The following is a 22,603-nucleotide window of genomic DNA, read 5'->3' as shown; positions in this document are numbered from 1 at the left end:
CCGGTCAGCCCTTCATCGCCACGACCGGCGGCGCGGCCTCGTCACCGGTCAGGGTCTTCTGGGCGGTGGCGGTGAACGCGGTGCCGCTGCCGGTCAGCTTGGCCTGGTACATCGGCTGGAGCAGGGCGTGGTCCTCGGCCCGGATCGTCATCGAGCCCTTAACCCCGTCGAAGGTCCACCCCTCCAGCGCCTTGACCATCTTGTCGACGTCGTCGCCGCCCTCCTGCACCGCGCGCACCACCATCTGGGCGGCGGCGAAGCCGTCCGGGTGGAACAGGTCGACGGTGCCGACCTTGGCCTTGAGCGCCTTGCTGGCCTCGGTGTCGCTGGCCCCGTCGAAGTAGTGCGACAGGAAGGAGATCTTGGTGCCGGCCGCGCCGAACGTCGGCCAGGACGCGCGGATGTCCAGACCGGTGACGACCGTGGTGGAGGCGAGGACGCCCTGCTGGTCGAGGGTCTGCCACATCGCCGGGGCGGTGGCGCCGGCCCACGCGACGAACAGCAGGTCCGGCTTGGCGGCCTTGATCTGGCTGGCGAACGGGGTGAACTCCGTCGCGCTGGCCGGTGCCCGGACGCTGCTGACGGTCGCGCCCGCACCACCGATGACGGCCTTCACGGCCGCCTCGTTGGCGTCACCGAAGGCGCCGTCCTGGGCGAAGACCACGACCTTCTTGCCGGTCGGGTCGCCGATGAAGGACTTGGCGGTCAGCACGTCCTGGTAGGACTGCCGGCCCGAGCGGAACGTGTACTTGTTCGCCCCGGTCACCCCGTCGGTCGCGGCCGGGCCGGAGATGAAGAGCGCCTTGTTCTGCGCCGCGATCGGGGCCACCTGGAGCGCCACGCCGGAGGCGGTGGAACCCGCGATGATCTTGGTGCCCTTGCCGATCAGGTCCTTGGCCGCGGAGACCGCCTTCGCCGGGTCACCGGCGTCGTCGACCTCGGTCACCTCGATGGCCCGGTCGCCGACCTTGTTGGTGCCCTTGGTGGCGAAGTCGAGGCCGGCCTTGAAACCCTCGATGTACTGCTTTCCGTAGCTCGCCAGCGCACCCGACTGCGAGTACACCAGGCCAACCTTGACCGGCGCGGCGCTGTCGCCGCCGCCGGAGGCGGTGTCCTGCGGGCTGCCACACGCCGTGGCGGCCAGCGCCGCGGCCATCATCGTGGCGGCGGAGAGGAACACCCGCCGCGTCGTCCGGACCGTCATTGCGACTCCACGTGAGGACTCGGAGGGAGGGAAACTCATTGTCGGCTCACGCTAGAAGTGACGTCACCCACGAGCTATGTGGTCGAAACACACAAGTAACACGTGTGGGGTGGCCCACACTGACAACCCGGCTCCCATACCGAGTCTCGTCCCGCCTCGCGATGGGTCACGCCGCCCCCTTCGCCGGACCGCATGTGTCGACCCGGGCCATCGACCACGACCGCGACGCGCACAGACCGCCGCGGCCCGGGGATCGTGGGGCGGGAAGTTGCGCGGCCGGCAGCTCAGTTGGTCGATGCCTGGTCGGCAGGTGAATCTCCGGATCCCCGGTTCACCCACCCCGCTGGGGGTGGAAAAGGAAGATTGTCTGGTGCGCCGGATTCTCCGTCATCCCGTACGGCTGGTGCCGATCGGGTTCCTGGTGCCGATCCTGCTCGGCACCGGGCTGCTCATGATGCGTCCGGCCACCGCCGAGAACCAGCACGCGCCGTTCGTCACCGCCCTCTTCACCGCGACCTCGGCGGTGTCGGTCACCGGGATGGCCGCCACGGACACACCGAACTACTGGTCGGGGTGGGGGTTGGTGCTCATCACCCTGCTGACCCAGCTGGGCGGTCTCGGCATCCTCACCGCCGCCGCACTGGTCATCCTCCTGGTCAGCCGGCAACTCGGGATACGCAACCGCCTGCTGGTGCAGGCGGAGACCCAGGAGTTCGGGATCGGCGACGTGGTCCGACTGCTTCGCCGCATCGCTGTCACGGTGTTCGCCTGCGAGGCCGCGATGACCGTGGTGGTGTCGGCCCGGCTCTGGCTCACGTACGACTACTCGCCCGGCCACGCCATCTGGGTCGGCGTGTTCCACTCCGTGCAGGCGTTCAACAACGGCGGCTTCTCGCTCTACACGGACGGGTTGCTCGCGTTCGCCCGCGACCCGTGGGTGTCACTGCCGCTCGCGCTGGGCGCGATCATCGGCGGGTTGGGTTTCCCGGCGCTCTTCGAGGCGGTGCGCGAGTGGCGCCAGCCGGTCTGTTGGGGCGTCTCCACCAAGTTGACCGTCTGGGGCAGTGTCGCGCTGATCGTGTTCGGCTTCCTGTGGCTGCTCATGACCGAGTGGACGAACCCGCACACCATCGGCCAGTACGACATGCCGGGCAAGGCCGTCGCGTCGTTCACCCAGATCGCGCTCAGCCGCACCGGCGGGTTCGAGGTGCTCGACATCAGCGCCCTGCGGGAGGAGAGCTACCCCCTGCTCGTGGCGCTCATGTTCATCGGCGGCGGCAGCGCGAGCACCGCCGGCGGGATCAAGGTCTCCACGTTCTTCCTACTCGCGTTCGTCATCTGGGCCGAGCTGCGGGGCGAGCCGGACGTGTCGGTCGGTCATCGCCGGATCGCCAACGCGAGTCAGCGGCAGGCGCTCACCGTGGCGCTGCTCAGCGTCGCGCTGGTCGCGCTCGGCACCTTCGCGGTGATCCTGCTGACCGAGAACGTCGTCTTCGCGCAGGCGCTGTTCGAGGTGACGTCGGCGTTCAGCACCACCGGCCTGACGGTCGGGCTGGTGCAGCGCCTGCCGGAGAGCGGGCAGCTCCTGCTGACCGCTCTCATGTTCATCGGCCGGGTCGGTCCGCTCACGCTCGGGTCGGCGATCGCCCTGAACACCCGGCGCCGGCTCTACCGCTACCCCGAGGAGCAACCCATTGTCGGCTAGCAGCAACGACGGGCACGGAGTGGTGGTGATCGGCCTGGGCCGGTTCGGCAGCCACCTCGCCGGCTCCCTGCTCCAGCTCGGTCACGAGGTGATGGCCGTGGACCGCGACCCGGCACGGGTGCAGCGCTGGTCGGCCCGGCTCGACCGGGTGGTGCAGGCGGACGCGACCGAGGAGGACGCGCTCCGGCAACTCGACATCGTGTCCTTCGGGCGCGCGGTGGTCGCCATCGGCGCCTCGCTGGAGGCGAGCGTGTTCACCGTGCTGGCCCTCGCCGAGCTGGGCATACCGCAGATCTGGGCGCGGGCGACGTCGCAGCGGCACGCCCGGATCCTCTCCTCGGTCGGGGCCCATCGCGTCATCTTCCCCGAGGCCGAGACCGGCGAGCGGGTCGCGCACCTGATCGTCACCCGGATGCTCGACTTCATCGAGTTCGGCGACGACTTCGCGATCGCCAAGGTCCGCGTGCCGAAGGCCCTGGCCGGGCGACCGCTGTCGGAGATCCGGCCGATCGAGCGGTACGGGGTGCGGGTCCTCGGCGCGAAGGTGACCGGCGAGCCCTTCCGGTACGCCTCCGACACCACCGTGCTGCCCGCGGGCAGCGTCCTCGTCGTCGAGGGCAGCATCGACCAGGTGCAGAGGTTCGCGGGGCTCAGCTGACCCCGGCCGGCACCACCTTGCGTCCGTACGGTCGGCTCACCGCTTCCCGTGGCCGCCTCCCCCGTGGCCCTTACCTAGCTTCCCGCTTTTCCCGGGCCACCACCCGGGCCCTTCCCCTTGCCGGGCTTCTCGGCCTTGGCCTTCGGAGCGCCGCCGGCAGGGCCGGAGCCGCCGCGGGGCGACGTGGCCGTCTTCTTCGCCGGCTGCTTCGGCGCCGGGGCCTTGGTCGTGACGGCCGGCTTCGGCGCGCTGCCGGCCACCCCGGAGACCTGCACGCCGCAGCTCTCCGCGCCGAGCGTGAACTGGACCGGCAGCGGGTTCGCACCGGTGTAGTGGCCGGAGAGGGTGATCTTCTCGGCGGCGCCCGGCGCCAGCGTCGGGCGCTCCGCCGGCGGGCGGACGACGACCGTACGCCCCTGCTGCTGCGCGGACGCGGGCGTCGCCCGGGTGACCGTCTGCCCACCCGGGAAGGTGAAGCTCATGGCCCAGTCGCGCAGCTCCCGCTCGCCCGTGTTGGTCAACGTCAGGTCGGCGGCGAACTCCTTGCCGGAGTCGGTGCGCAGCGCGTACGACACCTGGCAGGGGGCGGGCCGCTCCAGCCCCATGCGCGCCTCGGTGGGTTGCTCGGTGTCGCCGCTGGCCGGGGTGCGCCCGGTCACCCCCCAGAGCGCGGCCGTGACGGCGACCAGGCCGGCGGCGGCCACCCCGGCCTCGACCCGCCGACGCCGCGTCGACGCGCGCTGGTTGCGGGTACGCGAGAACGGCAGCGCGTCGGTCTCGGCCGACCAGGGGAGGATCGTGGTGCCCGCGTTCGCCAGGGTGCCCGGGTCCACCGGTCCGGCGGCCGGTGACACGGGCACCGCGGCGACCATCCCGGCCGCGTCGGCCAGGACGCGGGTCAGCTCGGCGGTCGAGGGCCGGTCCGCGGGTCGCTTGCCCAGGCAGCGCCGGACGAGGTCGGCCACCTCGTCGGGCAGGCCCGGCACGGTGGGCATCGGCTCCGGGTCGTTGTACATGTGGGCGCGCAGCATCTCGGTGGTGGTGCTGGCCTGCCAGGGCAGACGCCCGACGAGCATCCGGTAGAGCAGCAGTCCCACGGCGTACACGTCGGTCGCCGGGGAGACCTGGCCGTTGTCCAGCCGCTCCGGCGCGAGGTACGCGGGAGTGCCGAGCAGCTGCCCGTCCGCGCCCTTCTCGCTCTCGCCGACCAGCGCGGAGATGCCGAAGTCGACGACCTTGACCCCGGTCGACGTCAGCATCACGTTGCCCGGGGTGACGTCCCGGTGGACCACGCCGCGGGCGTGCGCGGTGGCCAGCGCCGAGGCGACCTCCGCGCCGATGGTCACCGCCTCACGCCACGCCAACTGCGGCTGCCGCCCCAACCGGCTGCTCAGCGAACCGCCGTCGACCAGCTCCATCACCACGTACGGCACGGTCAGCCCGCCCTGCTGGGACTCGCCGTAGTCGTACACGTTGGTGATGTGCGGGTGGCAGAGCCGGGCCGCGGACTGTGCCTCGATCCGGATGCGGTGTCGGAAGGCCCGGTCGCTGGCCAGCCGGGACGCGAGGACCTTGACCGCCACCTGACGGCCCAGCACCTCGTCGTAGCCCCGCCAGACCACGGACATGCCGCCCGCGCCGAGTTGCTCGATCAGCCGATACCGCTCACCGAGCAGTCTGGTGCCGTTCCGGTCCCCACCGTCCATGGTCAGCGTTGTTGCCCAGGACGGCCTCCGCTACACCTCAGTGGTCGAAATCGGTCGAGGATGTCACCCGTTCAGGCGGTGGCGAGCAGTTGGTCCACCGGCGCGTAGTCGTCGGTCAGCACCAGCGCGTCGTCGACGAACCCGTCCAGCTCGGCGTCGCTGACCAGGCTCACCTGGGCGTCCACCTCGGCCAGCCGCTCGCGGATCGCGTCCAGCGGCAGCGGCGCGTCCGAGGCGACGATCGCGAAGTTGGAGCCCTGCTCGCCGACGAGCGCCTCCGGTGGGGCGATGAGCGCGACGTGCGGGAACTCTGCGCCGACCGTGGCCAGCTCGCTGCGGATGAAGCGCAGCGGCGGGTAGTCGATGACGTTCTGCACGTAGACGCCGGTGGGGCGGGTGACGCGCCGGATGTCGGCGGCCATCTCCCGGGTGGCCAGGTGCCAGGGCACCACCAGGTGCCCGAACGCGTCGCCGACCACCAGGTCCCGGCTGTCCGTCGGCTCCCCGGCGACCAGCATCCGGGCGTCGCCGGTAACCGCCCGCAGGTCCGGCCCCTGGCGTACGCCCAGCTCACGCTCGCCCAGCTCGATCAGCCCGCCGTCGATCTCGAAGACCAGGTTGTCGGTGCCGGGTCGGGTCGCGGTCAGGTAGCGCGGCACGGTGAAGCCGCCGCCGCCCAGGTGCAGCGCGTCGAGCCGCTGCCCGGCCGGGGCGACCACGTCGGTGACCGCGCCGAACCACTTCGTGTACGCGTACTCCAGGTGACGCGGGTCGGCGAGGTCCACGTACGAGTGTTGCGCCGAGTTGAGCAGCAGGGTCCGGCCGCTCGCGCGGGCCGGGTCGGTCGCCACCCGCGCGCAGTGGTAGGCGGTCTCGATGTCACACGGGTTCGGGGCGACCGTGGTCAGGCCGGCGCCGACCAGGCCGAGCACCGCCAGCGCGGCCGGCGCGCGGGCCGGACCGGGCAGCTCGGCGCGCACCTGCCGGCGCAGGTACCAGCCGAGGCCGAGGCCGGTGGCACCGAGCGCCACCGCCAACGCCAGCAGGATCACCGTGCTGGGCAGCGCGGCGACCAGCACGAACCCGGTGAGCAGGGTGGCGGTGATGCCGCCGAGCGTGCCGATGCCGGAGAGCCGGCCGACCACCTGACCGGTGCGGCGCAGGTCGGCGAGCTGCAGCTTGACGACCAGCGGGGTGACCGCCGCGAGCAGCATCGCCGGAACGAAGACGGCCAGCGCGACGAGCAGCAGGATGGCGCTCGCGGCACCGCCGCGCAGGACCTCGCCCGCGTACCGGACGACGGGCAGGGTGACCGCCGTGGCGATGCCGGCCAGGACGAGCGCGGGCGCCAGCAGTGGTCGCGGGTCACGGCGGTCGGCGAGCCAGCCACCGGACCAGGCGCCGTACGCGATCGCGGCCAGCGCGATGCCGATGACCGAGCTGGTGACCTGGAGGGTCACCCCGACGTACGGGCCGACGAGGCGCAGCGCGACCGTCTCCAGGACCAGCACGGCGCCGCTGGAGAAGAAGACCAGGAACGCGGCGAGCCCGTTGGGCAGGGCGTGGACGCTCGGCGGCGCGGGCCGCGTCGGCGGGACCGTGACGTCGGACGATGCGGTGTTCACCGTCGCGATGGTACGCAGTGATCCTGGGGCGTCGGGTCAGTACATCGAGAGATGAACATGGTTCGTGTGGTCCGCGGCGGGGCTGCCGCCACCGCTGTAGGCCCGCCAGCCGGTGCCGGGATGCCAGATCTGCCGGTACCAGATCACGTAGAGCACACCGAGCCGGTTGGCGTTGCGCACGTGCCAGGCGGCGAGGCTGTCCCCGTACGCCTTGTCGCCGCCCGTCGCCGAGCGGTCCTCGAAGCCGTTGGTGGCGGCGGCGAAGTCGCACGCCCGCCCCTTCGGGTGCTCACCGTCGCCGCCGCTGCGGTAGCAGGAGACGTGTCGCTTGTAGCCGGCCGCCTGGGTCTGCTGGAGGGCGTTGAGCGTGCGCGGGGTGATGCAGCCGGAGGTGGTGGGGTCGTCCACCGAGCAGCGTTCCGACGGCCAGGAGCCGTCCGCGTTGCGGGGCGCCGGCTTGGCCGAGGTGGAGCTGCCACCGCTGAACCCGCCGCTGCCGCCGCCGCTGACCTCGGCCAGCGCCGCCTCGGCCTCCTTCTTCTTCCTCGCGATCACGGCCAGCTGCTTCTGCTGCTCCCGCACCTCGGTGTCGATGGCGACCTTGGCCCGCTGCGCCTCCTCGCGCGCCGCGGTGAGGTCACGCAGCCGCTTGCCGTCCCGCTGCGCCATCAGGTCGAGGTTGGCGGCCCGCTGCAGGAACGCCTCCGGGGAGGCGCTGTTGAGCAGCATCGACGTGGGGGTGAGCCGACCCAGCCGGTACGACTGCGCGGCCACCTCGCCCACCTGCGCGGTCAGGTCGGTGACCCGCGACTGGAGGGTGGCCATCTCGGCGACCAGCGCGGTCTGTCGGCGCTTGGAGTTGTCCAGCTTCGCCTTCGCCTCGAGGTGCGCCCGGGCGGTCGCCTCCAGCGCGTCACGCAGCTTCTTGGTGCCGCCCTCGTTCGGCTCCGCGTACGCCGGCACCGCACCGCCGGCGAACAGCAGCGCGACGACGGCGAACAGGGCGATGAGCGGGCCGCGGGCGCGACGCCGACTGGGCATGGTCGTGGGCACGACAGCGTCCTTCCGTCGACCGCCGGCCCCCGTGGTCCTGCGCGGCGGCGGCCCCGCCGGCGCCGGTCGGCGGCCTGCTGGCGGTGACCGCCGGTCACCTTACCGGACCGGAAGCCCCCGGCCGGCCCCGTGAACGTCCGGCGCACGGATCGTCGACGCAGCGTGTCGGCCCGGTTGCCGTACGCCTCGGTTCAGTCGCCCAGCAGGGTGTCCCGCACCTCGGTCCACACCTGTTCGTTCGCGGCGACCAGCAGGCCGTGGCCCTCGTCGGCCGGGTGGTATTCGCTGCCGTCGAACCGGCGGGCCACTCCCCCGGCGAGGCGGACCAGCAGGGCGCCCGGCGCGTGGTCCCACGGCAGGGTGCGCCAGAACAGGGCGAACTGCTGACGGCCGGTGAGGATGTCGAGATACTCGCGGCCGGCGCAGTGCTGCCCGGGGAGCAGCTCGCCGATCCGAGATCGGCCCGCGCTCACCCGCTCGCGGGCGGCCGGCGGCAGGAACCGGGTCATGGCGACGCCCCGCAGCTCCTCCGGCGGCGGCGCGCCCTCGGGGAGCCGCACCGGCTGCCCGTCCAGGTACGTCCCGTCGCCCGCGCGCGCCGTGGCGAGCAGCCCGGCCAGCGGGTCGAGCACCCAGGCCGCGGTCTGCTCCCCGTTGCTGAGCAGCGCGGCCATCAGCGCGAAGGGCCGGCGGCCGGCGGCGAAGTTGGACGTGCCGTCGACCGGGTCGACGAGCCACACGTCCCCGCCGCCGTCCAGGTGGCGCAGCAGGTCACGGTCGTCCGCGACCGCCTCCTCGCCGACCACCACCGAGTCGGGCCGCAGCTCGCGCAGCCGGGCGGAGATCAGCTCCTCGGCCCGCCGGTCCGCGACCGTGACGATCTCACCGGGTGCCTTCTCGGCGACGTCGGCGGCGTCCAGCTTGCGGAACAGCGGGACCACGACCTCGTCGGCGGCCTCCTGGAGCAGCGCGCCGACGTCGTCGAGCAGGGTGTCGTCAGCCACGCGGCGGCAACTTGACCACGCTGACGAAGAACTCGTCGATCTGCCGGACCACCGAGATGAACCGCTCGAAGTCCACCGGCTTCGTCACGTACGCGTTGGCGTGCAGCTGGTAGCTGCGGAGAATGTCCTCGTCGGCCTGGGAGGTGGTCAGGACCACGACCGGGATCCGGCGGAGGTCCTCGTCCTTCTTGATCTCCTCCAGCACCTCGCGGCCGTCCCGCCGGGGCAGGTTGAGGTCGAGGAGGATCAGGTCGGGGACGACCGCGTCCGCGTACTGCCCCTCGCGGCGCAGGTAGGCCAGCGCCTCGGCGCCGTCGGAGACGACGGTCAGCCGGTTGCGCAGCTTGTGCTCCTCGAACGCCTCCTGCGTCATCAGCACGTCGCCCGGGTCGTCCTCGACCAGTAGGACCTCGATCGGGCTCTTGCCATCTGCCGGCGCGGTCATCCCACCGTCTCCCTCATGCCACCCGTTCTACCGCCTTCCGGCGCCGCATCAGCGCGGTCCGGCTGGTCTGCCCCGTTCGTCTGCCCCGGCGCCGCGCCCGGCACGTCGCCGGAGGCCACCGTCGCACCCGCCGTCGCCTCCGTCTCGGCCTGCTCAACGGGCTGCTCACTCGGGGTCGCCGCGTCGTCGTCGGCGGTTGCCTCGGCGGCTTGGACGTCCTCCGGCAGCGCGGGGAGGGTGAATCGGATCGCGGTCCCCTCCGGCACGTCCGTGTCCACCCACACCCGGCCACCGTGGTATTCCACGATCTTCTTCACGATGGCCAGACCGATGCCGGTGCCCGGGTACGCGTCCTTCGAGTGCAGCCGCTGGAAGATCACGAAGATCTTGTCGGCGAACTCCGGCTCGATGCCGATGCCGTTGTCCTGACAGGTGATCTCCCACTCGGCGCCGACGAGACGGGCCGAGATGTGCACCTTCGGCGGCACGTCCGGGCGACGGAACTTGATCGAGTTGCTGACCAGGTTGGCCAGCAGGTTGGTCAGCAACGGCTCCTCGCCGCGGATCACCGGCAGCGCGGACCAGGTGAGTTCGGCGTCGGCGTACTGCCGGGCCGCCTCGGTCTGGTTGGCGACGTCGCCCATCACCTTGTTGAGGTCGACCTCGGTGAAGCCGGCGGTGAGCCGCCCGATCCGGGAGAACGCCAGCAGGTCGTTGATCAGGCGCTGCATCCGCTGCGCGCCGTCGACCGCGAAGGCGATGTACTGGTCGGCCCGCTCGTCCAGCTGCCCCGCGTAGCGGCGCTGGAGCAGCTGGCAGAAGCTCGCCACCTTGCGCAGCGGCTCCTGGAGGTCGTGCGACGCGACGTACGCGAACTGCTCCAGGTCGCGGTTGGAGCGGGTGAGCTCCTCGGCCTGCTTCTGGAGCTGGCTGTTGACCCACTCGATGCGTTCCCGCGCCTCGCGCACCTCGGCGAGGTCGGCGGCGATCTTGCGCCGCATCGCCTCCACGTCGTCGGCGAGCCCCACGAACTCCGGTGGACCGCCGCCGACGATGGGGTGCTGGTAGTCACCGTCGGCGACCTCCCGCACCTGGCCGGCCAGCGCGGTCACCGGACGGACGACCATCCGGTCCAGCGAGAGCAGCAGCACCACACCGGCGATCACCACCACGAGCGCGGCGGCGACCAGCAGCACGACGAGCATGTTGCCGGTCCGCTGGACGTTGCGGGCGTTCACCTCACGCGCGGCCAGGATCTCGGCCTGCAGGTCGTCCACGGCCGCCCGGACCGCGTCGAACTGCTGCCGGGCCTCGTCGGTGACGAGCGCCTGACCGGCCTCGGTGCCCTGCTGCTCGGTCGTCGTGATGACCGGCACAGCCACCGCCTGCCGCCACTGCCCGGCCTGCTCCTCGACCTGCCGCAGCTCCGTCTCGACCTGCGGGTAGTCCGCCAGCAGCCGCCGCATCGACGCGACGCGGTCGCGCTCCTGGGCGAGCCCGGCGGTGTACGGGGCGAGGTCGTCCCGCTTGCCGCTGACCGCGTAGCCCCGGACCGCGGTCTCCTGGTCGAGCAGGGCGTTGAGCAGCTCCTGCGACTGCACCCGCAGCGGGCCGGTGCGGTTGAGCAGGGCGTCGACGTGGGTGCGGTTGCGCGCCGCCACCGCGGCCTCGGCGGCGGCCAGCCCGATCAGCAGCACGCCGGCGACGGCCAGCAGTGCGACGACCCGCTGGCGCAGACTCCACCCGCGGATTCCAGCGCTCACCGGCCACCGCCCCGGCTGACCAGCAGCATGGCGACGTCGTCGGCGAGCGGGCCGCCGTTGAGCTGCTCGGCGCGGCCGACCAGCCAGGCCGGCAGCTCGGACAGAGACACCGCCCGGCTGGCCGGCTCGTCCAGCAGCCGGCTGAGCCCGGGGACGTCGAGGCGCTCGTCGCCGGCGCCCACCCGCCCCTCGATCAGACCGTCGGTGTACATCAGCAGGGACCAGTCATCGGTGTCGAACTCCAGGTCGTAGGCGACCGGCGGACGGGGCCGGACGCCGAGCAGCAGTCCACCGGGCGCCGGCACCGGCACGACACGGCCGCCGGAGAGCAGCAGCGGCGGCGGGTGGCCGGCCAGGCGTACGGTCGCCCGGTTGGCGACCAGATCCAGCCGGATGGTCGCCACGGTCGCGAAGATCTCCTGGAGCCGGCGCTCGCTCATGAGCACCTGCTCCAACGCGGGCAGCACCTCGTCGTCGGGCACGCCGGCGAGCACCAGGGCGCGCCAGGCGACCCGCAGCTCGACGCCGAGCGCGGCCTCGTCGACACCGTGCCCGCAGACGTCGCCGACGATCAGGTCGACCCGGTCTGGCCGGGTCTGCACCACGTCGTAGAAGTCGCCGCCGATCAGCGCGGCGTGCCGGCCCGGCCGGTAGAACGTGTGGACGGCGACGGTGTCGGTCGACATCAGCGGCTGCGGCAGCAGGCCACGTTCCAGGCGGGCCGACTCGGCCTGGCGCAGCTCGACCTCGCGCAGCCGGCGGGCGTTCTCGTCGGCGCGCTTGCGCTCGACCGCGTAACGCAGCGCCCGGGTCAGCAGGACGCCGTCGACCTGCCCCTTGACCAGGTAGTCCTGGGCGCCCTCGGCCACCGCCACGATGCCCAGGTGCTCGTCGGTGCGCCCGGTGAGGACGCAGACCGCCGCGCCGCTGGACATCTCCAGCACCTGGCGCAGCCCGTCCAGGCCCTGCGCGTCGGGGAGGCCGAGGTCGAGCAGGACGCAGTCGACGCCGGTCACCCGCTGCCGGGCCTCGCTGAGGCTGGTCGCGACCAGCAGGTCGATCATCGTGTTGGTCTCGGCGAGCAGCTCGCCGACGAGGAAGGCGTCCCCCTCGTCGTCCTCGACCAGCAGCACCCGCAGCCGCTCGCCCGGTGGCACCTGGGGGTGGTGCCCGAGACCGCCCTGCGGCAGCGCCCGGGGCACGACGGCAGGACCGGCCAGGCCGGTCCCCCGGTGCGGCCGGGTCACCGCCGCGAGACGCGGGACTTCGCTGCTGATGTCGGGCTCCTTCCGAGTGCCCTGCTGATCCTGTATTACACAACGGTCGTACACAACACGGCGGGCTCGACGTCGGCGGGGATGGGCCGGATCACTGCCCGCTCCGGGACAAAACGGGCCATCAACGCCGGCCGTTCCGGGCCGTCCGTTCCGGTCGCACCGTCCGGGTGCCTTCCGGTGCAGGATGGTGCCCACCCGCCCCACCCCGAGGAGTCCCCGTGGGCGCACCCCCCACCCCCACCGCGGACCGCGCTGCGGCCCGCCCCGGCCCCCGGCCGCCGGCCGCCGACCGGGCGCTGGCCCGGCCCCGCCGCCGGCTGGTCGCCGCGCTCGCCGCCCTCGCCGCGCTTATCGCGGTGGGCGCCACCAGCCTCGTCGACCTGCGGCCCCCGACGCCGCGCGCCGCCGACGCGCCGGCCACCGACTTCAGCGCCGGCCGGGCGTACGAGCACGTCAAGATCATCGCGGCTCGTACGCACCCGGCCGGTAGCCCCGCCAACGACCAGGTACGCGCACACGTCGAGCAGGTGCTGCGCGGGCTGGGCCTGGAGACGCAGGTGCAGGACACGGTGGCGCCGGAGGCCGGCCAGCTCAGCGGCGCGGCCGGGGGCGCCACCCTGGCGCGGGTCCGCAACGTGGTGGCCCGGCTGCCCGGAACCGACCCGACCGGCAAGGTGTTCCTGGTCGCCCACTACGACTCGGTGCAGACCGGCCCGGGCGGCAACGACGACGCGGCCGGCACGTCGGCGATCCTGGAGGTCGCCCGCGCGCTCGCCGCCGGCCCCCGGCCCCGCAACGACATCGTCTTCGTGCTCACCGACGCCGAGGAGGCGTGCCTCTGCGGCGCCGCGGCGTTCGCATCCGGCCATCCGCTCGCCGCCGACGGCGGGGTGGTGCTCAACCTGGAGGCCCGCGGCTCCACCGGCCCGGTGATCATGTTCGAGACGTCCCGGAACAACGCGAAGCTGGTGGACGTCTTCGGCCGGGCCGCACCGCACCCGGTCGGCACCTCGTTCGCCGTGGAGATCTACCGGGCGCTGCCCAACGACACCGACTTCACCGCGTTCCTCGACGAGGACTTCCTCGGCCTCAACTCGGCGTACATCGACGGTGGGGCGATCTACCACACCCCGCTGGACACGCCCGCCGCCCTGGACCGGGCGAGCCTGCAGCAGCACGGCGACAACGCGCTCGGGCTGGCCCGCGAGTTCGGCCGCACCGACCTGGCCGACCTGCGCGCCGGCGGCGACGCCACCTACTTCCCCGTGCCGGGCGCGCTCGTCCACTACCCGGGCTGGTTGACCCTGCCGCTGGCGCTGCTGGCGCTGGCCGCCGTCGTCGCCGTCGGTTGGCTCGCGCGCCGGCGCGGGCGGACCACCGTGGGACGGCTGGCCGCCGGTTTCGGGCTGACGCTGGTGCCCATCGTGGCCGCCCCGGTCGCCGCGCAGCTGCTCTGGGCGGCGATCACCACGATCCGGCCCGGCTACGCCGAGCTGCTCGACCCGTACCGCCCGACCTGGTACCGGATCGCGGTGCTGGCGCTCGCCGCCGCGATCGTCCTCGCCTGGTACGCGCTGACCCGCCGCCGGGTCGGCCCGGCCGCGCTGGCCGTCGGCGGGCTGACCTGGCTGGCCCTGTTCGGGGTGCTGCTCGCCGTGGCGGTGCCCGGCGGCGCGTACCTCGCCACCCTGCCGGCGCTGGCCGGCGCGGTCGGCGCCCTGGTCGCGCTCGGCACCCGCCTCGACGGTCCGTGGCCGGTCGTGGCGGTGACGGCCGCCGCGGCGGTCGGCGTGGTGATCCTGCTCCCCACCGTGGTGCTGCTCTTCCCGGCGCTCGGCATGGCGATGGGCGGCGTCGCGGCGCTGGTCGCGGTGCTGCTGGGGCTGGCCGCGCTGCCGGTGCTGGACCTGCTGCACCCGCAGGCCGGCGGGCAGCGTGGCCTGGTCGCGCTGCGGGCCCGGCGGCTCGGCGCGCTGCCCGCGCTGGCCGCCGCCGTCGCGGCGGTCGTGTGCGCGGGGGTCGGCCTGCGCGTCGACCGGTTCGACGCCGCGCACCCCGCGCCCACCCACCTGATGTACGCGCTCGACGCCGGCACCCGCCAGGCGCGGTGGCTCAGCCACGAGACCGGACCGCAGCCGTGGACCGACCGGTACGTGGACGGCGAGCAGGACGTCTCCGACGACTTCCCCGGCCTCGGCGACGGCGAGCTGCGCGTCGGGCCGGCCCCGGCCGCCGACCTGCCCGCGCCGAAGCTGGAGGTGCTCGCCGACACCACCGCCGGCGGGGACCGGACGCTGCGGCTGCGGGTCACCCCGCAGCGGCAGGTACGCCTGATGAGCCTGCACGTCGACACGACCACCGCAGCGGTGCGGCGCGCCGAGGTTGCCGGCCGCTCGGTGCCGGTCGAGGCCCGCGACGGCCGGTGGGGATTCGGGGTGGTCTTCCACGCGCCCCCGGCGGAGGGCATCGAGGTCACGCTCACGGTCACACCGACGGGCGGGCCGGTGGCGCTGCGCGCCATGGACGCCAGCGACGGGCTGGACGCGCTGCCCGGCTTCCAGCCCCGCCGGGCGGACGTCGGCGTCGTCGGCTCGCACAGTTCGGAGATGCTCGCGGTCGCCCGGACCTACCCGGTCTGACCCGACACCTCGCCGGCCCGGTCCCGACACCGGGCCGGCGAGGCCGACTCAGAGCCCGGACGACGCGGCGCGCAGTTCCCGCAGCGCGTACGTGGCCGCCTGCTCCACGACCCGGATGCCGTCCGCCCGCGTCCGGTGATGGTCGGAGAGCACCGCGATCACCCAGTCGTGGTCCGGCTCGGTGATCCGGCCGATGCTGTTGACGATCCACAGGTCGCCGTCGTCGCTTGAGGTGTCCCAGCCGTTCTTGACGTACGCCGTGGCACCCGGCCCGGCCGCCGCGGTGATTCCCCACCGCTGCTCGGCGTCGACCTGGCCCATCAGGTCCAGCAGGTACCCGCGGTGGGCCGGGTCGAGCGGGCCGTCGGGCGCGACCAGCGTGGACAGCAGCCGTAGCTGGTCGTCCGCCGTCGTGGTCGTGAGGCCCCAGTGCGTGTTGGGCTTGGTCTCCCGCAGCCCGAACGTCCGGTTCGCGGTCGTCAGAGCCGGGGACCTGCCGAGCTCCCGATACAGGCTGGTGGTCGCGTCGTTGTCGCTGAACACGATCATGTCCCTGGCCCGTCGTCGGGCGGAGGAGCTGAGCATCCGGCCGCGCGCCTGTTCCCGCAGCAGCAGGGCCGCGAGGATGTCGACCTTCACGATGCTCGCGGTCGGGAAGCGCCGGGTGCCCGCCGTCGCGGCGGCGCTGCCGCCCAGATCCCGCACCGCCACGCTGAGCCGCCCGCCGGCCCGCCGCACGTACGCGTCGATGCGGGTCCGCGCGATGGCCAACCGGTCCGGCGTCGGGCTGATGCTCGGGCTGGGCGACGGGGTGGCCGGCGACGCCACCGCGCCCTCCGCCTCGGCGCGCAGTCGCGCCACGCCGAAACCCGCCGAGGAGAGACCCACCAGGGCCAGGACCCCCGAGGAGAGGACCCACCGCCGAGGCAGCTTGCGACCAGCTGGACTAGCCAAGGCGGGCCACCTGCCTCGCGGCGACCGCCTCGACCGCCGCCCGGTGCCCGGGATCCGGAAGGTTGAGGGTGGAGATGGTGTCGCCGCGCCGGACGACGACGAAGTAGGCGGTCGTCGGCGTGGATCCGGAGTGCGCGATCAGCCCGCGCACCAGCAGGGCCCCGTCCCCGAGGGGCGGCGTGTCGACGAGGGTGAACGCCATGCGCGCGCCGAGCACCAGGTAGGCGGCGCACCGCCGCAACACGGCCCGTACGTCGTCGAGGGCCGGCCCACCCCAACCGGGCTCGTACGCCTCGACGATGTGGTGCACCGTCGCGGACGCCCCGGCCCGGTCGTAGAAGCGCTGGACCGCGTCCCGCCGGTGCGCCTGGGCGCGGTAGTCCTCCCGCCGGTAGGCGGGGCAGTCGGCCTGCTCCCACGGCCACCGGGGCTGCTCCGGGGCGGTCGCGCGCTCCTGCCAGCCCGGCCCCAGGTCGGCGGCGGACAGCAGCGCCGCCGGGTCCGTCCAGCTCACCCCGACCGGGCGCGTCGCACCCGGCTCCGACCCGCCCGACCCGCCGGGTGGGCGCTGGCAGCCCGTGGTCAGCGCCGCCAGCACGACCATGGCGAGCAGCACGACGATTCTGCTGCCCGGCCACCCGGGACGGGCGTCACCACCCGCACGAGGGCGCGCGGCATCGAGAGGTGAGTACATGCAGATCCTTTGACGGGGCTCAATGTGATGCGTTCGCGTACGGGCACGGCGCGGACCAGGAGGACGGCCGCACCGCCGCACTCCTCCGCACCGTGCCGGCTGATCCCTCGCCCTCTTCACCAGCCGTTGGTACCTGTCGTCGTCTTGGACGGCCGGGCGGTCAGAAAAGGTTGCAAGCGATCCAGCGAGAGCGAGGACGCCCCGTGAGGTGAGCCGCGCAGAATCGGGGCGACGGTCCGGACGGAACCGCCATCCCCGCGTTATTTCCTACTTCCAGCGGAAGTGGACGAAGAGGCGGCCGAAGTTCTTCGAGTCCTTTTCGACCCGGTGGTAGAGCTGCTTGACGTCCTTCTGGTCGAGGAACCGCAGCACGCGCTTCTTGAGCTGGCCGGAGCCCTTGCCCGGGATGATCTCCACGAGCGTGGCCTTCTTCGCGACCGCCTCGTCCATGATCCCGCGCAGCGCGCGGTCGATGTCGTGGCCCTTGTTGAAGATGTCGTGGAGGTCGAGCTTGAGCTTCACCAGTTCATCGTAGGCGCGCCCGACGCCCGGGCACGGAGACGACGAAGGGCAGCCACCAGGGCTGCCCTTCGTCGTCGTGCTCCGGCCGGGGCTAGCGACCGCCGCTGACCCGGGTCTCCACCCGGCGCAGCGCCGTCGCGTAGTCGTCGTTGGCGGAGTGCATCGCCGCGGCGATCCGCAGGTGCCGCAGCGCGTCCGTGTGCCGGTTCAGCCGCTCCAGGGTGCGGCCCAGCACGTGGTGCGAGTAGTGGTCGCTCGGGTCCTGGTCGACCAGGGTGCGCAGCTGCGCCTCGGCGCGGCTGAGCTGGGCGGACTGGAAGTACGCACGCGCCAGCAGCTGCCGCACGGAGGCGTTGTCCGGCTCGGCCTCGATGATCGGCTCGAGCAGCCGGGCCGCTGCGGTCGGGTCACCGGCCTCGAAGTACAAGGTCGCCAGCCGGTACTCGGCCAGAAGATCCATTCGGCCTCCCCCCTCGTGTCGCTGTCGTCACTGTGCCGACGCTGGCACAACATCGGCAGGACGGCGACTGTTCCCGGGGGCGTATTGATCGCCGGCGGGGTGGTGGATCGTGACGGGGCTCACCGCTCGGCGGGCCGCGCCGCCGCCAGGTCCCAGGCCCGTACGCCACCGACGATGCCCGCCGTGTTCGGCACCACCACCACGTCGTCGCCCATCCGGGCCAGCTGCTCCGGCCGGATCAGCCGCGAGTTGCCGCCGCCGAGGTAGAGCCGGTCCCAGCGGAACACCGGGCGCAGGCCCTCGACCACCCCGCGGACCCGTCGGGACCAGAAACCGTCGCCGAGGCGGCGGCGTTCCGGCTCCCCGACGTACGTGTCGTAGGTCATGCCCCAGCGCACCGGAGCCTGGGAGAGCTCCAGGTGTGGCGCGAGCACCCCGCCGTCGAAGAGCGCGCAGCCCAGCCCGGTGCCGAGGGTGAGGACCAGCTCCAGCCCGGTGCCGGCGACCACGCCGGCGCCGTGCACCTCGGCGTCGTTGAGGGCCAGCACCGGCATGCCGAAGGCGTCGGCGAGCGCGGACCGGACGTCCCAGCCGGACCACTCGGCGAGCAGGTCCGGGTCGACCTTGGTGCGCGGGCCGGCCCGGGTGACGTAGTGCGGCGTCGCGACCACGACGCCGTGCCGCAGCATTCCGGGCAGGCCGACGGTCACCCGGTCGGCGGTGGGCAGCCGGCCGCCGAGATCCACCAGGGTCTTCACGAAGAGCGCGGGCGGCAGCGGGTACGGGGTGGGCACCCGCAGCGGACGGGTGCGCATCGTGCCCGCCTCGTCGAGCACGGAGGCCTTGATGCCGCCGCCGCCGCAGTCGATCGCCAGTGTGGTCGCCACCCGAGCAGTCTGCTCCTTCCCCGGCTGCTCCGGGCGGATAGGCTCGGCTCCTCATGAGCGCCACGTTGATCGTCAAGGACCTGGCCGCCGGGCACGGCGACCGTCCGCTCTTCACCGGGCTGGACCTGGTGGTCGCCCCCGGGGACGTGGTCGGCCTGGTCGGGCCGAACGGCGCCGGCAAGTCGACGCTGCTGCGTACCCTCGCCGGGTTGCTGCCGGTCGAGGCCGGCGCGGTCGCCCTCAGCCCGCCCACCGCGACCGTCGGGCACCTGCCGCAGGAGCCGGAGCGCCGGCCCGGGGAGACGGTCCGCGGGTTCCTGGCCCGGCGCACCGGCGTGACCGGCGCCCAGGCGGCGCTGGACGCCGCGACGGAGGCGTTGACCGCGGGGGCGGCGGGCGCCGACGACGCGTACGCCGAAGCCTTGGAGCGTTGGCTCGCGCTCGGCGGCGCGGACCTGGACGAGCGGGCCGAGCAGGTCGCGGCGGAGCTGGGCCTCGGGGTGGACCTGGAGCAGGAGATGACCGCGCTCTCCGGCGGCCAGGCCGCCCGCGCGGGGCTCGCGTCGCTGCTGCTCAGCCGGTACGACGTGTTCCTGCTCGACGAGCCCACCAACGACCTGGACCTGGCCGGGCTGGAGCGGCTGGAGGAGTTCGTCACGGGGCTGCGCGCCGGCACCGTGCTGGTCAGCCACGACCGGGAGTTCCTCACCCGGACGGTCAACCGCGTGCTGGAGCTGGACCTGCCCCAGCAGCAGGTCAACCACTACGGCGGCGGCTACGCGGCCTACCTGGAGGAGCGCGCCGTGGCGCGCCGGCACGCCCGGGCCGACTACGAGGAGTACGCGGAGACCCGCGCCGGCCTGGAGGCCCGCGCCCGGACCCAGCGGGCGTGGATGGAGAAGGGCGTCAAGAACGCGCGGCGCAAGGCCACCGACAACGACAAGATCGGCCGCAAGTTCCGGTCCGAGGCGACCGAGAAGCAGGCGGCGAAGGCCAAACAGACCGAGCGCCTGATCGAGCGGCTGGAGGTGGTCGAGGAGCCGCGCAAGGAGTGGGAGCTGCGGATGGAGATCGCCGCCGCGCCCCGCGCCGGCGCCGTCGTGGCCGCGCTCCGCGACGCCGTCGTACGCCGCGGCACGTTCACCCTCGGCCCGGTGAACCTGCAGATCGACTGGGCCGACCGGGTGGCGGTGACGGGCGCGAACGGCGCCGGCAAGTCCACCCTGCTGGCCGCCCTGCTCGGTCGGCTCCCACTGGACGGCGGGCACGCCACGCTCGGGTCGGGGGTGGTGGTCGGCGAGGTGGACCAGGCCCGGCGGCTGTTCCTCGGTGACGTGCCGCTGATCGACGCGTTCCGGGCCGCCGTACCGGACCTGTCGCCGGCCGACGCGCGGACCCTGCTCGCCAAGTTCGGCCTGCGGGCCGGGCACGTACTGCGGCCGGCGGCGACCCTCTCCCCCGGCGAGCGCACCCGCGCGGCGCTGGCGCTGCTGCAGGGCCGGGGCGTGAACCTGCTCGTGCTGGACGAGCCGACGAACCACCTGGACCTGCCGGCCATCGAGCAGCTGGAGTCGGCCCTGGCCACCTACCCGGGCACGCTGCTACTGGTCACTCACGACCGGCGGATGCTGGACGCGGTGACCACCAACCGGCGGCTGCGCGTGGACGCGGGACGGATCGCCGAAGACTGATCCGTGCCGATCCGGGCACGCGGGGTGAGAATGACCCCATGCTCAAGTGGGAGTACGCGCTGCTGGTCCGGCGACGCCAGGCCGCGACGACCGACGTCGGGTGGGAGGTCGTCTTCGTCTGGTACGGCCCGGACGGCTCGATGGTCGACGTCACCCCGTACGGGGACACCGCGCTCGCCCACCTGAATCGGGCCGGCGACCAGGGTTGGGAACTGGTGGCGATGAGCGAGGACCCGTCGCTGCCCGGCAACAACGAGCTGCACCGCTACCACCTGAAGCGACCGAAGGCCGCCACGCCGCCGCCCCGGCAGCGGATGCGGGCCGGTGGTCGGCCCCGCCGGACCATCGGCGGCTGACGCCGCCACGCCCGCCCGCCGAACGTCCCCCCATAGTGGGGCATATCCGGCGACGACCCGGGTAACGGGCGGCGGGAGGTGGACCGTGGTCGCGTTGGCACAGACCCCGCCGTCGGCGGACCGGTTGCGGGCGATGGACGACTTCCTCGCCGAGGTGTGGGCCGATCAGGTCGGCCACGACGACCGGCTGCGCGGCCTCACCGTGGAGGTGCGCTTCGACCGGGGCGTCGCGCACGTCACCGGCGAGGTGGCCGAACCCGCGCAGCTGCGGCTGGTCCGGGACCGGATCGGCCGGCTGGCCGGGGTGTTCGGCGTCTGGTGCCGGGTCCGGGTGGCCGGGCGGGACCCGGTGGTGGTGGACCTGGGCTGCGGACCGACCAAGCAGTGGCCGAGCAACCTGGGGCTGGACATCTTCCCGGCGCCCGGGGTGGACGCGGTGGCCGACCTCTCCGGTTCGCTGCCGCTCGCCGACGACGCCGTCGACGTCTTCTTCGCGGTGCACATCCTGGAGCACCTCATCGACTTCCTGCCGCTGCTCGACGAGGCGCACCGGGTGCTCCGTCCGGGCGGCGTGCTGCACGTCATGAGTCCCTGGTGGGGGCACGTGAACGCAGTGGCCGACCCGACCCACGTACGCCTGCTGGACGTGCAGACGATCAAGGGGATCTGTCTTCAGCGGCCACCGGGGACCCCGCGCTGGTACCCGCTGCACGCGGGCTGCGACGGCGCGTCGATCTTCGCCGACCTGACCCCCGTCGCCGCCGACGCCGACCCGCCGACCAAGGCCCACCTGGCCCGCTTCTTCGACTGACCGGACCGACCCCCGCCGGTAGGGCGGAGGTCAGCGGCCTTCGGTGGATTCGCGGGGGGTCAGGAGGTAGGGGGCGGAGAGTTCGCGGGCCGGGGCGCTGCGGTCGCCGTCGATGCGGTCGGCCAGCAGCTCGACCGCCAGCCGGGCGATCCGCTCCTTGTCGGGGGCGATCGTGGTCAGTGTCGGGACCGAGAACCGGCCGTCCTCGATGTCGTCGAAGCCGGCCACCGCGACGTCCTCGGGCACCCGCAGGCCCGCTTCGTGCAGCGCCCGCAGCGCGCCGAGGGCGAGGGTGTCGTTGAAGCAGAAGACGGCGTCGGGGCGTACGCCGGAGGTCAGCAGGGCGCGCATGGCGGCCGCGCCGTCCGCGCGGTGCCAGGCCGGCGCGGGCGCCACGAGGGCCTCGTCGTAGCCGATACCGGCCTCGTCGAGGGCGGCGACGTAGCCGGCGAGGCGCAGCCGGGCGCTGGCGCCTTCGGGCGTGCGTTGGGAGCCGATGGCGGCGATCCGGCGGCGGCCGAGGCGGACGAGATGGGTGGTGATCTCCCGGGCGGCGGCGACGTTGTCGATCACGACGTGGTCGGCGGGGCCGTGGTCGACCCGCTCGCCGAGCAGCACCATCGGGGTGCCGTCGAGGTTGGCCAGGTCGTCGGCGGTGAGCGCCAGCGGGCTGAAGATCAGCCCGTCGATCAGGTGGTCGGTGATGCCGGCGGCGACCACCCGTTCCTGCTCGCGGCGACCGCCGGTCTGGTCGATCAGCACCGTCCAGCCCAGGTCGGCCGCGGCGCTGACCACGTGGCGCGCCAGCTCGGCGAAGTAGGGGATGTCGAGCTCCGGGACGGCCAGGGCGATCACCCCGGTGCGCCCCTTGCGGAGGTTGCGGGCGGAGAGGTTGGGCCGGTAGTTGAGTTCGGCGATCGCCTCCTCGACCCGGGCGCGGGTGTCCGGCCGGACGTGTACGTAACCGTTCACCACGTTGGAGACGGTCTTCACCGACACGCCGGCGCGCTCGGCGACGTCCTTCAGCCTGTGCCGCAACTCCGCAACCTCCCGCTGTAACCACCGGCACTCTACCGCTTAACGAACCCTTTACAACGTTGCCTACAACGTTGTAGAAAGCATGGACACCGGGTGAGCGGTGACTGCGGT

General features: G+C 73.4%; 20 protein-coding genes. 6 read left to right on the top strand and 14 right to left on the bottom strand.

What is annotated here, in order from left to right; all coding sequences use genetic code 11:
* Window positions 1-4 precede the first annotated feature (4 nt).
* On the bottom strand, window positions 5-1,204 hold the full coding sequence (locus ACIBTV_RS02090; RefSeq protein ID WP_396701425.1) for a substrate-binding domain-containing protein: 1,200 nt from the start codon (window positions 1,202-1,204) through the stop codon (window positions 5-7).
* Window positions 1,205-1,574: 370 nt separating this feature from the next.
* On the opposite strand from ACIBTV_RS02090, the gene ACIBTV_RS02085 reads away from it, so the two are divergent.
* On the top strand, window positions 1,575-2,909 hold the full coding sequence (locus ACIBTV_RS02085) for a TrkH family potassium uptake protein (RefSeq protein ID WP_396701423.1): 1,335 nt from the start codon (window positions 1,575-1,577) through the stop codon (window positions 2,907-2,909).
* A complete protein-coding gene (locus ACIBTV_RS02080; RefSeq protein WP_396701421.1) occupies window positions 2,899-3,567 on the top strand; it encodes a potassium channel family protein in 669 nt (222 codons plus the stop codon). Before ACIBTV_RS02085 ends, ACIBTV_RS02080 begins: the two co-directional genes overlap by 11 nt.
* Window positions 3,568-3,641: 74 nt before the next feature.
* Here the strand turns inward: ACIBTV_RS02080 and ACIBTV_RS02075 are convergent, their stop codons facing one another.
* From ACIBTV_RS02075 to ACIBTV_RS02045, 7 genes are all read right to left on the bottom strand, one after another.
* The gene (locus ACIBTV_RS02075) at window positions 3,642-5,273 is read right to left on the bottom strand and encodes a protein kinase (RefSeq protein WP_396701419.1); all 1,632 of its coding nucleotides are present in this window, start codon (window positions 5,271-5,273) and stop codon (window positions 3,642-3,644) included.
* Window positions 5,274-5,344: 71 nt separating this feature from the next.
* Window positions 5,345-6,898: a fused MFS/spermidine synthase gene (locus tag ACIBTV_RS02070; RefSeq protein WP_396701417.1), complete on the bottom strand. Its 1,554-nt coding sequence runs from the start codon at window positions 6,896-6,898 to the stop codon at window positions 5,345-5,347.
* 36 nt (window positions 6,899-6,934) lie between these two features.
* Window positions 6,935-7,939, bottom strand: a complete 1,005-nt coding sequence (locus tag ACIBTV_RS02065; protein WP_396702038.1) for a coiled-coil domain-containing protein — start codon at window positions 7,937-7,939, stop codon at window positions 6,935-6,937.
* Between the two features lie 203 nt (window positions 7,940-8,142).
* Complete coding sequence (locus tag ACIBTV_RS02060; RefSeq protein WP_396701415.1) at window positions 8,143-8,955, bottom strand: inositol monophosphatase family protein; 813 nt, start codon at window positions 8,953-8,955, stop codon at window positions 8,143-8,145.
* On the bottom strand, window positions 8,948-9,400 hold the full coding sequence (locus ACIBTV_RS02055) for a response regulator (RefSeq protein ID WP_396701413.1): 453 nt from the start codon (window positions 9,398-9,400) through the stop codon (window positions 8,948-8,950). The genes ACIBTV_RS02060 and ACIBTV_RS02055 overlap by 8 nt, the downstream gene beginning before the upstream one ends.
* On the bottom strand, window positions 9,397-11,163 hold the full coding sequence (locus ACIBTV_RS02050) for an ATP-binding protein (RefSeq protein ID WP_396701411.1): 1,767 nt from the start codon (window positions 11,161-11,163) through the stop codon (window positions 9,397-9,399). Before ACIBTV_RS02050 ends, ACIBTV_RS02055 begins: the two co-directional genes overlap by 4 nt.
* Window positions 11,160-12,410 (bottom strand): PP2C family protein-serine/threonine phosphatase, encoded by a 1,251-nt coding sequence (locus ACIBTV_RS02045; RefSeq protein WP_396701409.1) that lies wholly within the window; start codon window positions 12,408-12,410, stop codon window positions 11,160-11,162. Before ACIBTV_RS02045 ends, ACIBTV_RS02050 begins: the two co-directional genes overlap by 4 nt.
* A gap of 248 nt (window positions 12,411-12,658) precedes the next feature.
* Here ACIBTV_RS02045 and ACIBTV_RS02040 point away from each other — a divergent pair, with 248 nt between their 5' ends.
* Window positions 12,659-15,079 (top strand): M28 family peptidase, encoded by a 2,421-nt coding sequence (locus ACIBTV_RS02040; RefSeq protein ID WP_396701408.1) that lies wholly within the window; start codon window positions 12,659-12,661, stop codon window positions 15,077-15,079.
* Between the two features lie 48 nt (window positions 15,080-15,127).
* Here ACIBTV_RS02040 and ACIBTV_RS02035 read toward each other — a convergent pair whose 3' ends face one another.
* The 5 genes from ACIBTV_RS02035 to ACIBTV_RS02015 form a co-directional block, all read right to left on the bottom strand.
* Window positions 15,128-16,033, bottom strand: coding sequence for a serine hydrolase (locus ACIBTV_RS02035; protein WP_396701406.1), 906 nt, complete (start codon window positions 16,031-16,033; stop codon window positions 15,128-15,130).
* Entirely contained in the window at window positions 16,026-16,727 is a 702-nt protein-coding gene (locus ACIBTV_RS02030) for a hypothetical protein (RefSeq protein WP_396701404.1), read from the bottom strand. Before ACIBTV_RS02030 ends, ACIBTV_RS02035 begins: the two co-directional genes overlap by 8 nt.
* Window positions 16,728-16,994: 267 nt before the next feature.
* Window positions 16,995-17,249 (bottom strand): Smr/MutS family protein, encoded by a 255-nt coding sequence (locus ACIBTV_RS02025; protein WP_013736060.1) that lies wholly within the window; start codon window positions 17,247-17,249, stop codon window positions 16,995-16,997.
* Between the two features lie 91 nt (window positions 17,250-17,340).
* Entirely contained in the window at window positions 17,341-17,709 is a 369-nt protein-coding gene (locus tag ACIBTV_RS02020; RefSeq protein WP_396701403.1) for a tetratricopeptide repeat protein, read from the bottom strand.
* A 119-nt stretch (window positions 17,710-17,828) separates the two neighbouring features.
* Window positions 17,829-18,596, bottom strand: a complete 768-nt coding sequence (locus ACIBTV_RS02015) for an ROK family protein (RefSeq protein ID WP_396701401.1) — start codon at window positions 18,594-18,596, stop codon at window positions 17,829-17,831.
* A gap of 53 nt (window positions 18,597-18,649) precedes the next feature.
* Here ACIBTV_RS02015 and ACIBTV_RS02010 point away from each other — a divergent pair, with 53 nt between their 5' ends.
* The 3 genes from ACIBTV_RS02010 (at window position 18,650) to ACIBTV_RS02000 (ending at window position 21,454) form a co-directional block, all read left to right on the top strand.
* Window positions 18,650-20,287, top strand: coding sequence for an ABC-F family ATP-binding cassette domain-containing protein (locus tag ACIBTV_RS02010; RefSeq protein ID WP_396701399.1), 1,638 nt, complete (start codon window positions 18,650-18,652; stop codon window positions 20,285-20,287).
* Window positions 20,288-20,325: 38 nt separating this feature from the next.
* The gene (locus tag ACIBTV_RS02005; protein WP_396701397.1) at window positions 20,326-20,643 is read left to right on the top strand and encodes a hypothetical protein; all 318 of its coding nucleotides are present in this window, start codon (window positions 20,326-20,328) and stop codon (window positions 20,641-20,643) included.
* Between the two features lie 85 nt (window positions 20,644-20,728).
* The gene (locus ACIBTV_RS02000) at window positions 20,729-21,454 is read left to right on the top strand and encodes a methyltransferase domain-containing protein (RefSeq protein ID WP_396701395.1); all 726 of its coding nucleotides are present in this window, start codon (window positions 20,729-20,731) and stop codon (window positions 21,452-21,454) included.
* Window positions 21,455-21,484: 30 nt separating this feature from the next.
* Here the strand turns inward: ACIBTV_RS02000 and ACIBTV_RS01995 are convergent, their stop codons facing one another.
* Window positions 21,485-22,492: a LacI family DNA-binding transcriptional regulator gene (locus ACIBTV_RS01995; protein ID WP_396701393.1), complete on the bottom strand. Its 1,008-nt coding sequence runs from the start codon at window positions 22,490-22,492 to the stop codon at window positions 21,485-21,487.
* Window positions 22,493-22,603: the final 111 nt, after the last annotated feature.

The organism is Micromonospora sp. NPDC049366, from assembly GCF_044466625.1.
Taxonomy (GTDB): Bacteria; Actinomycetota; Actinomycetes; order Mycobacteriales; family Micromonosporaceae; genus Micromonospora.
The sequence above is the reverse complement of the archived record's forward strand: the minus strand, read 5'-3'. Positions and strand labels throughout refer to the sequence as shown.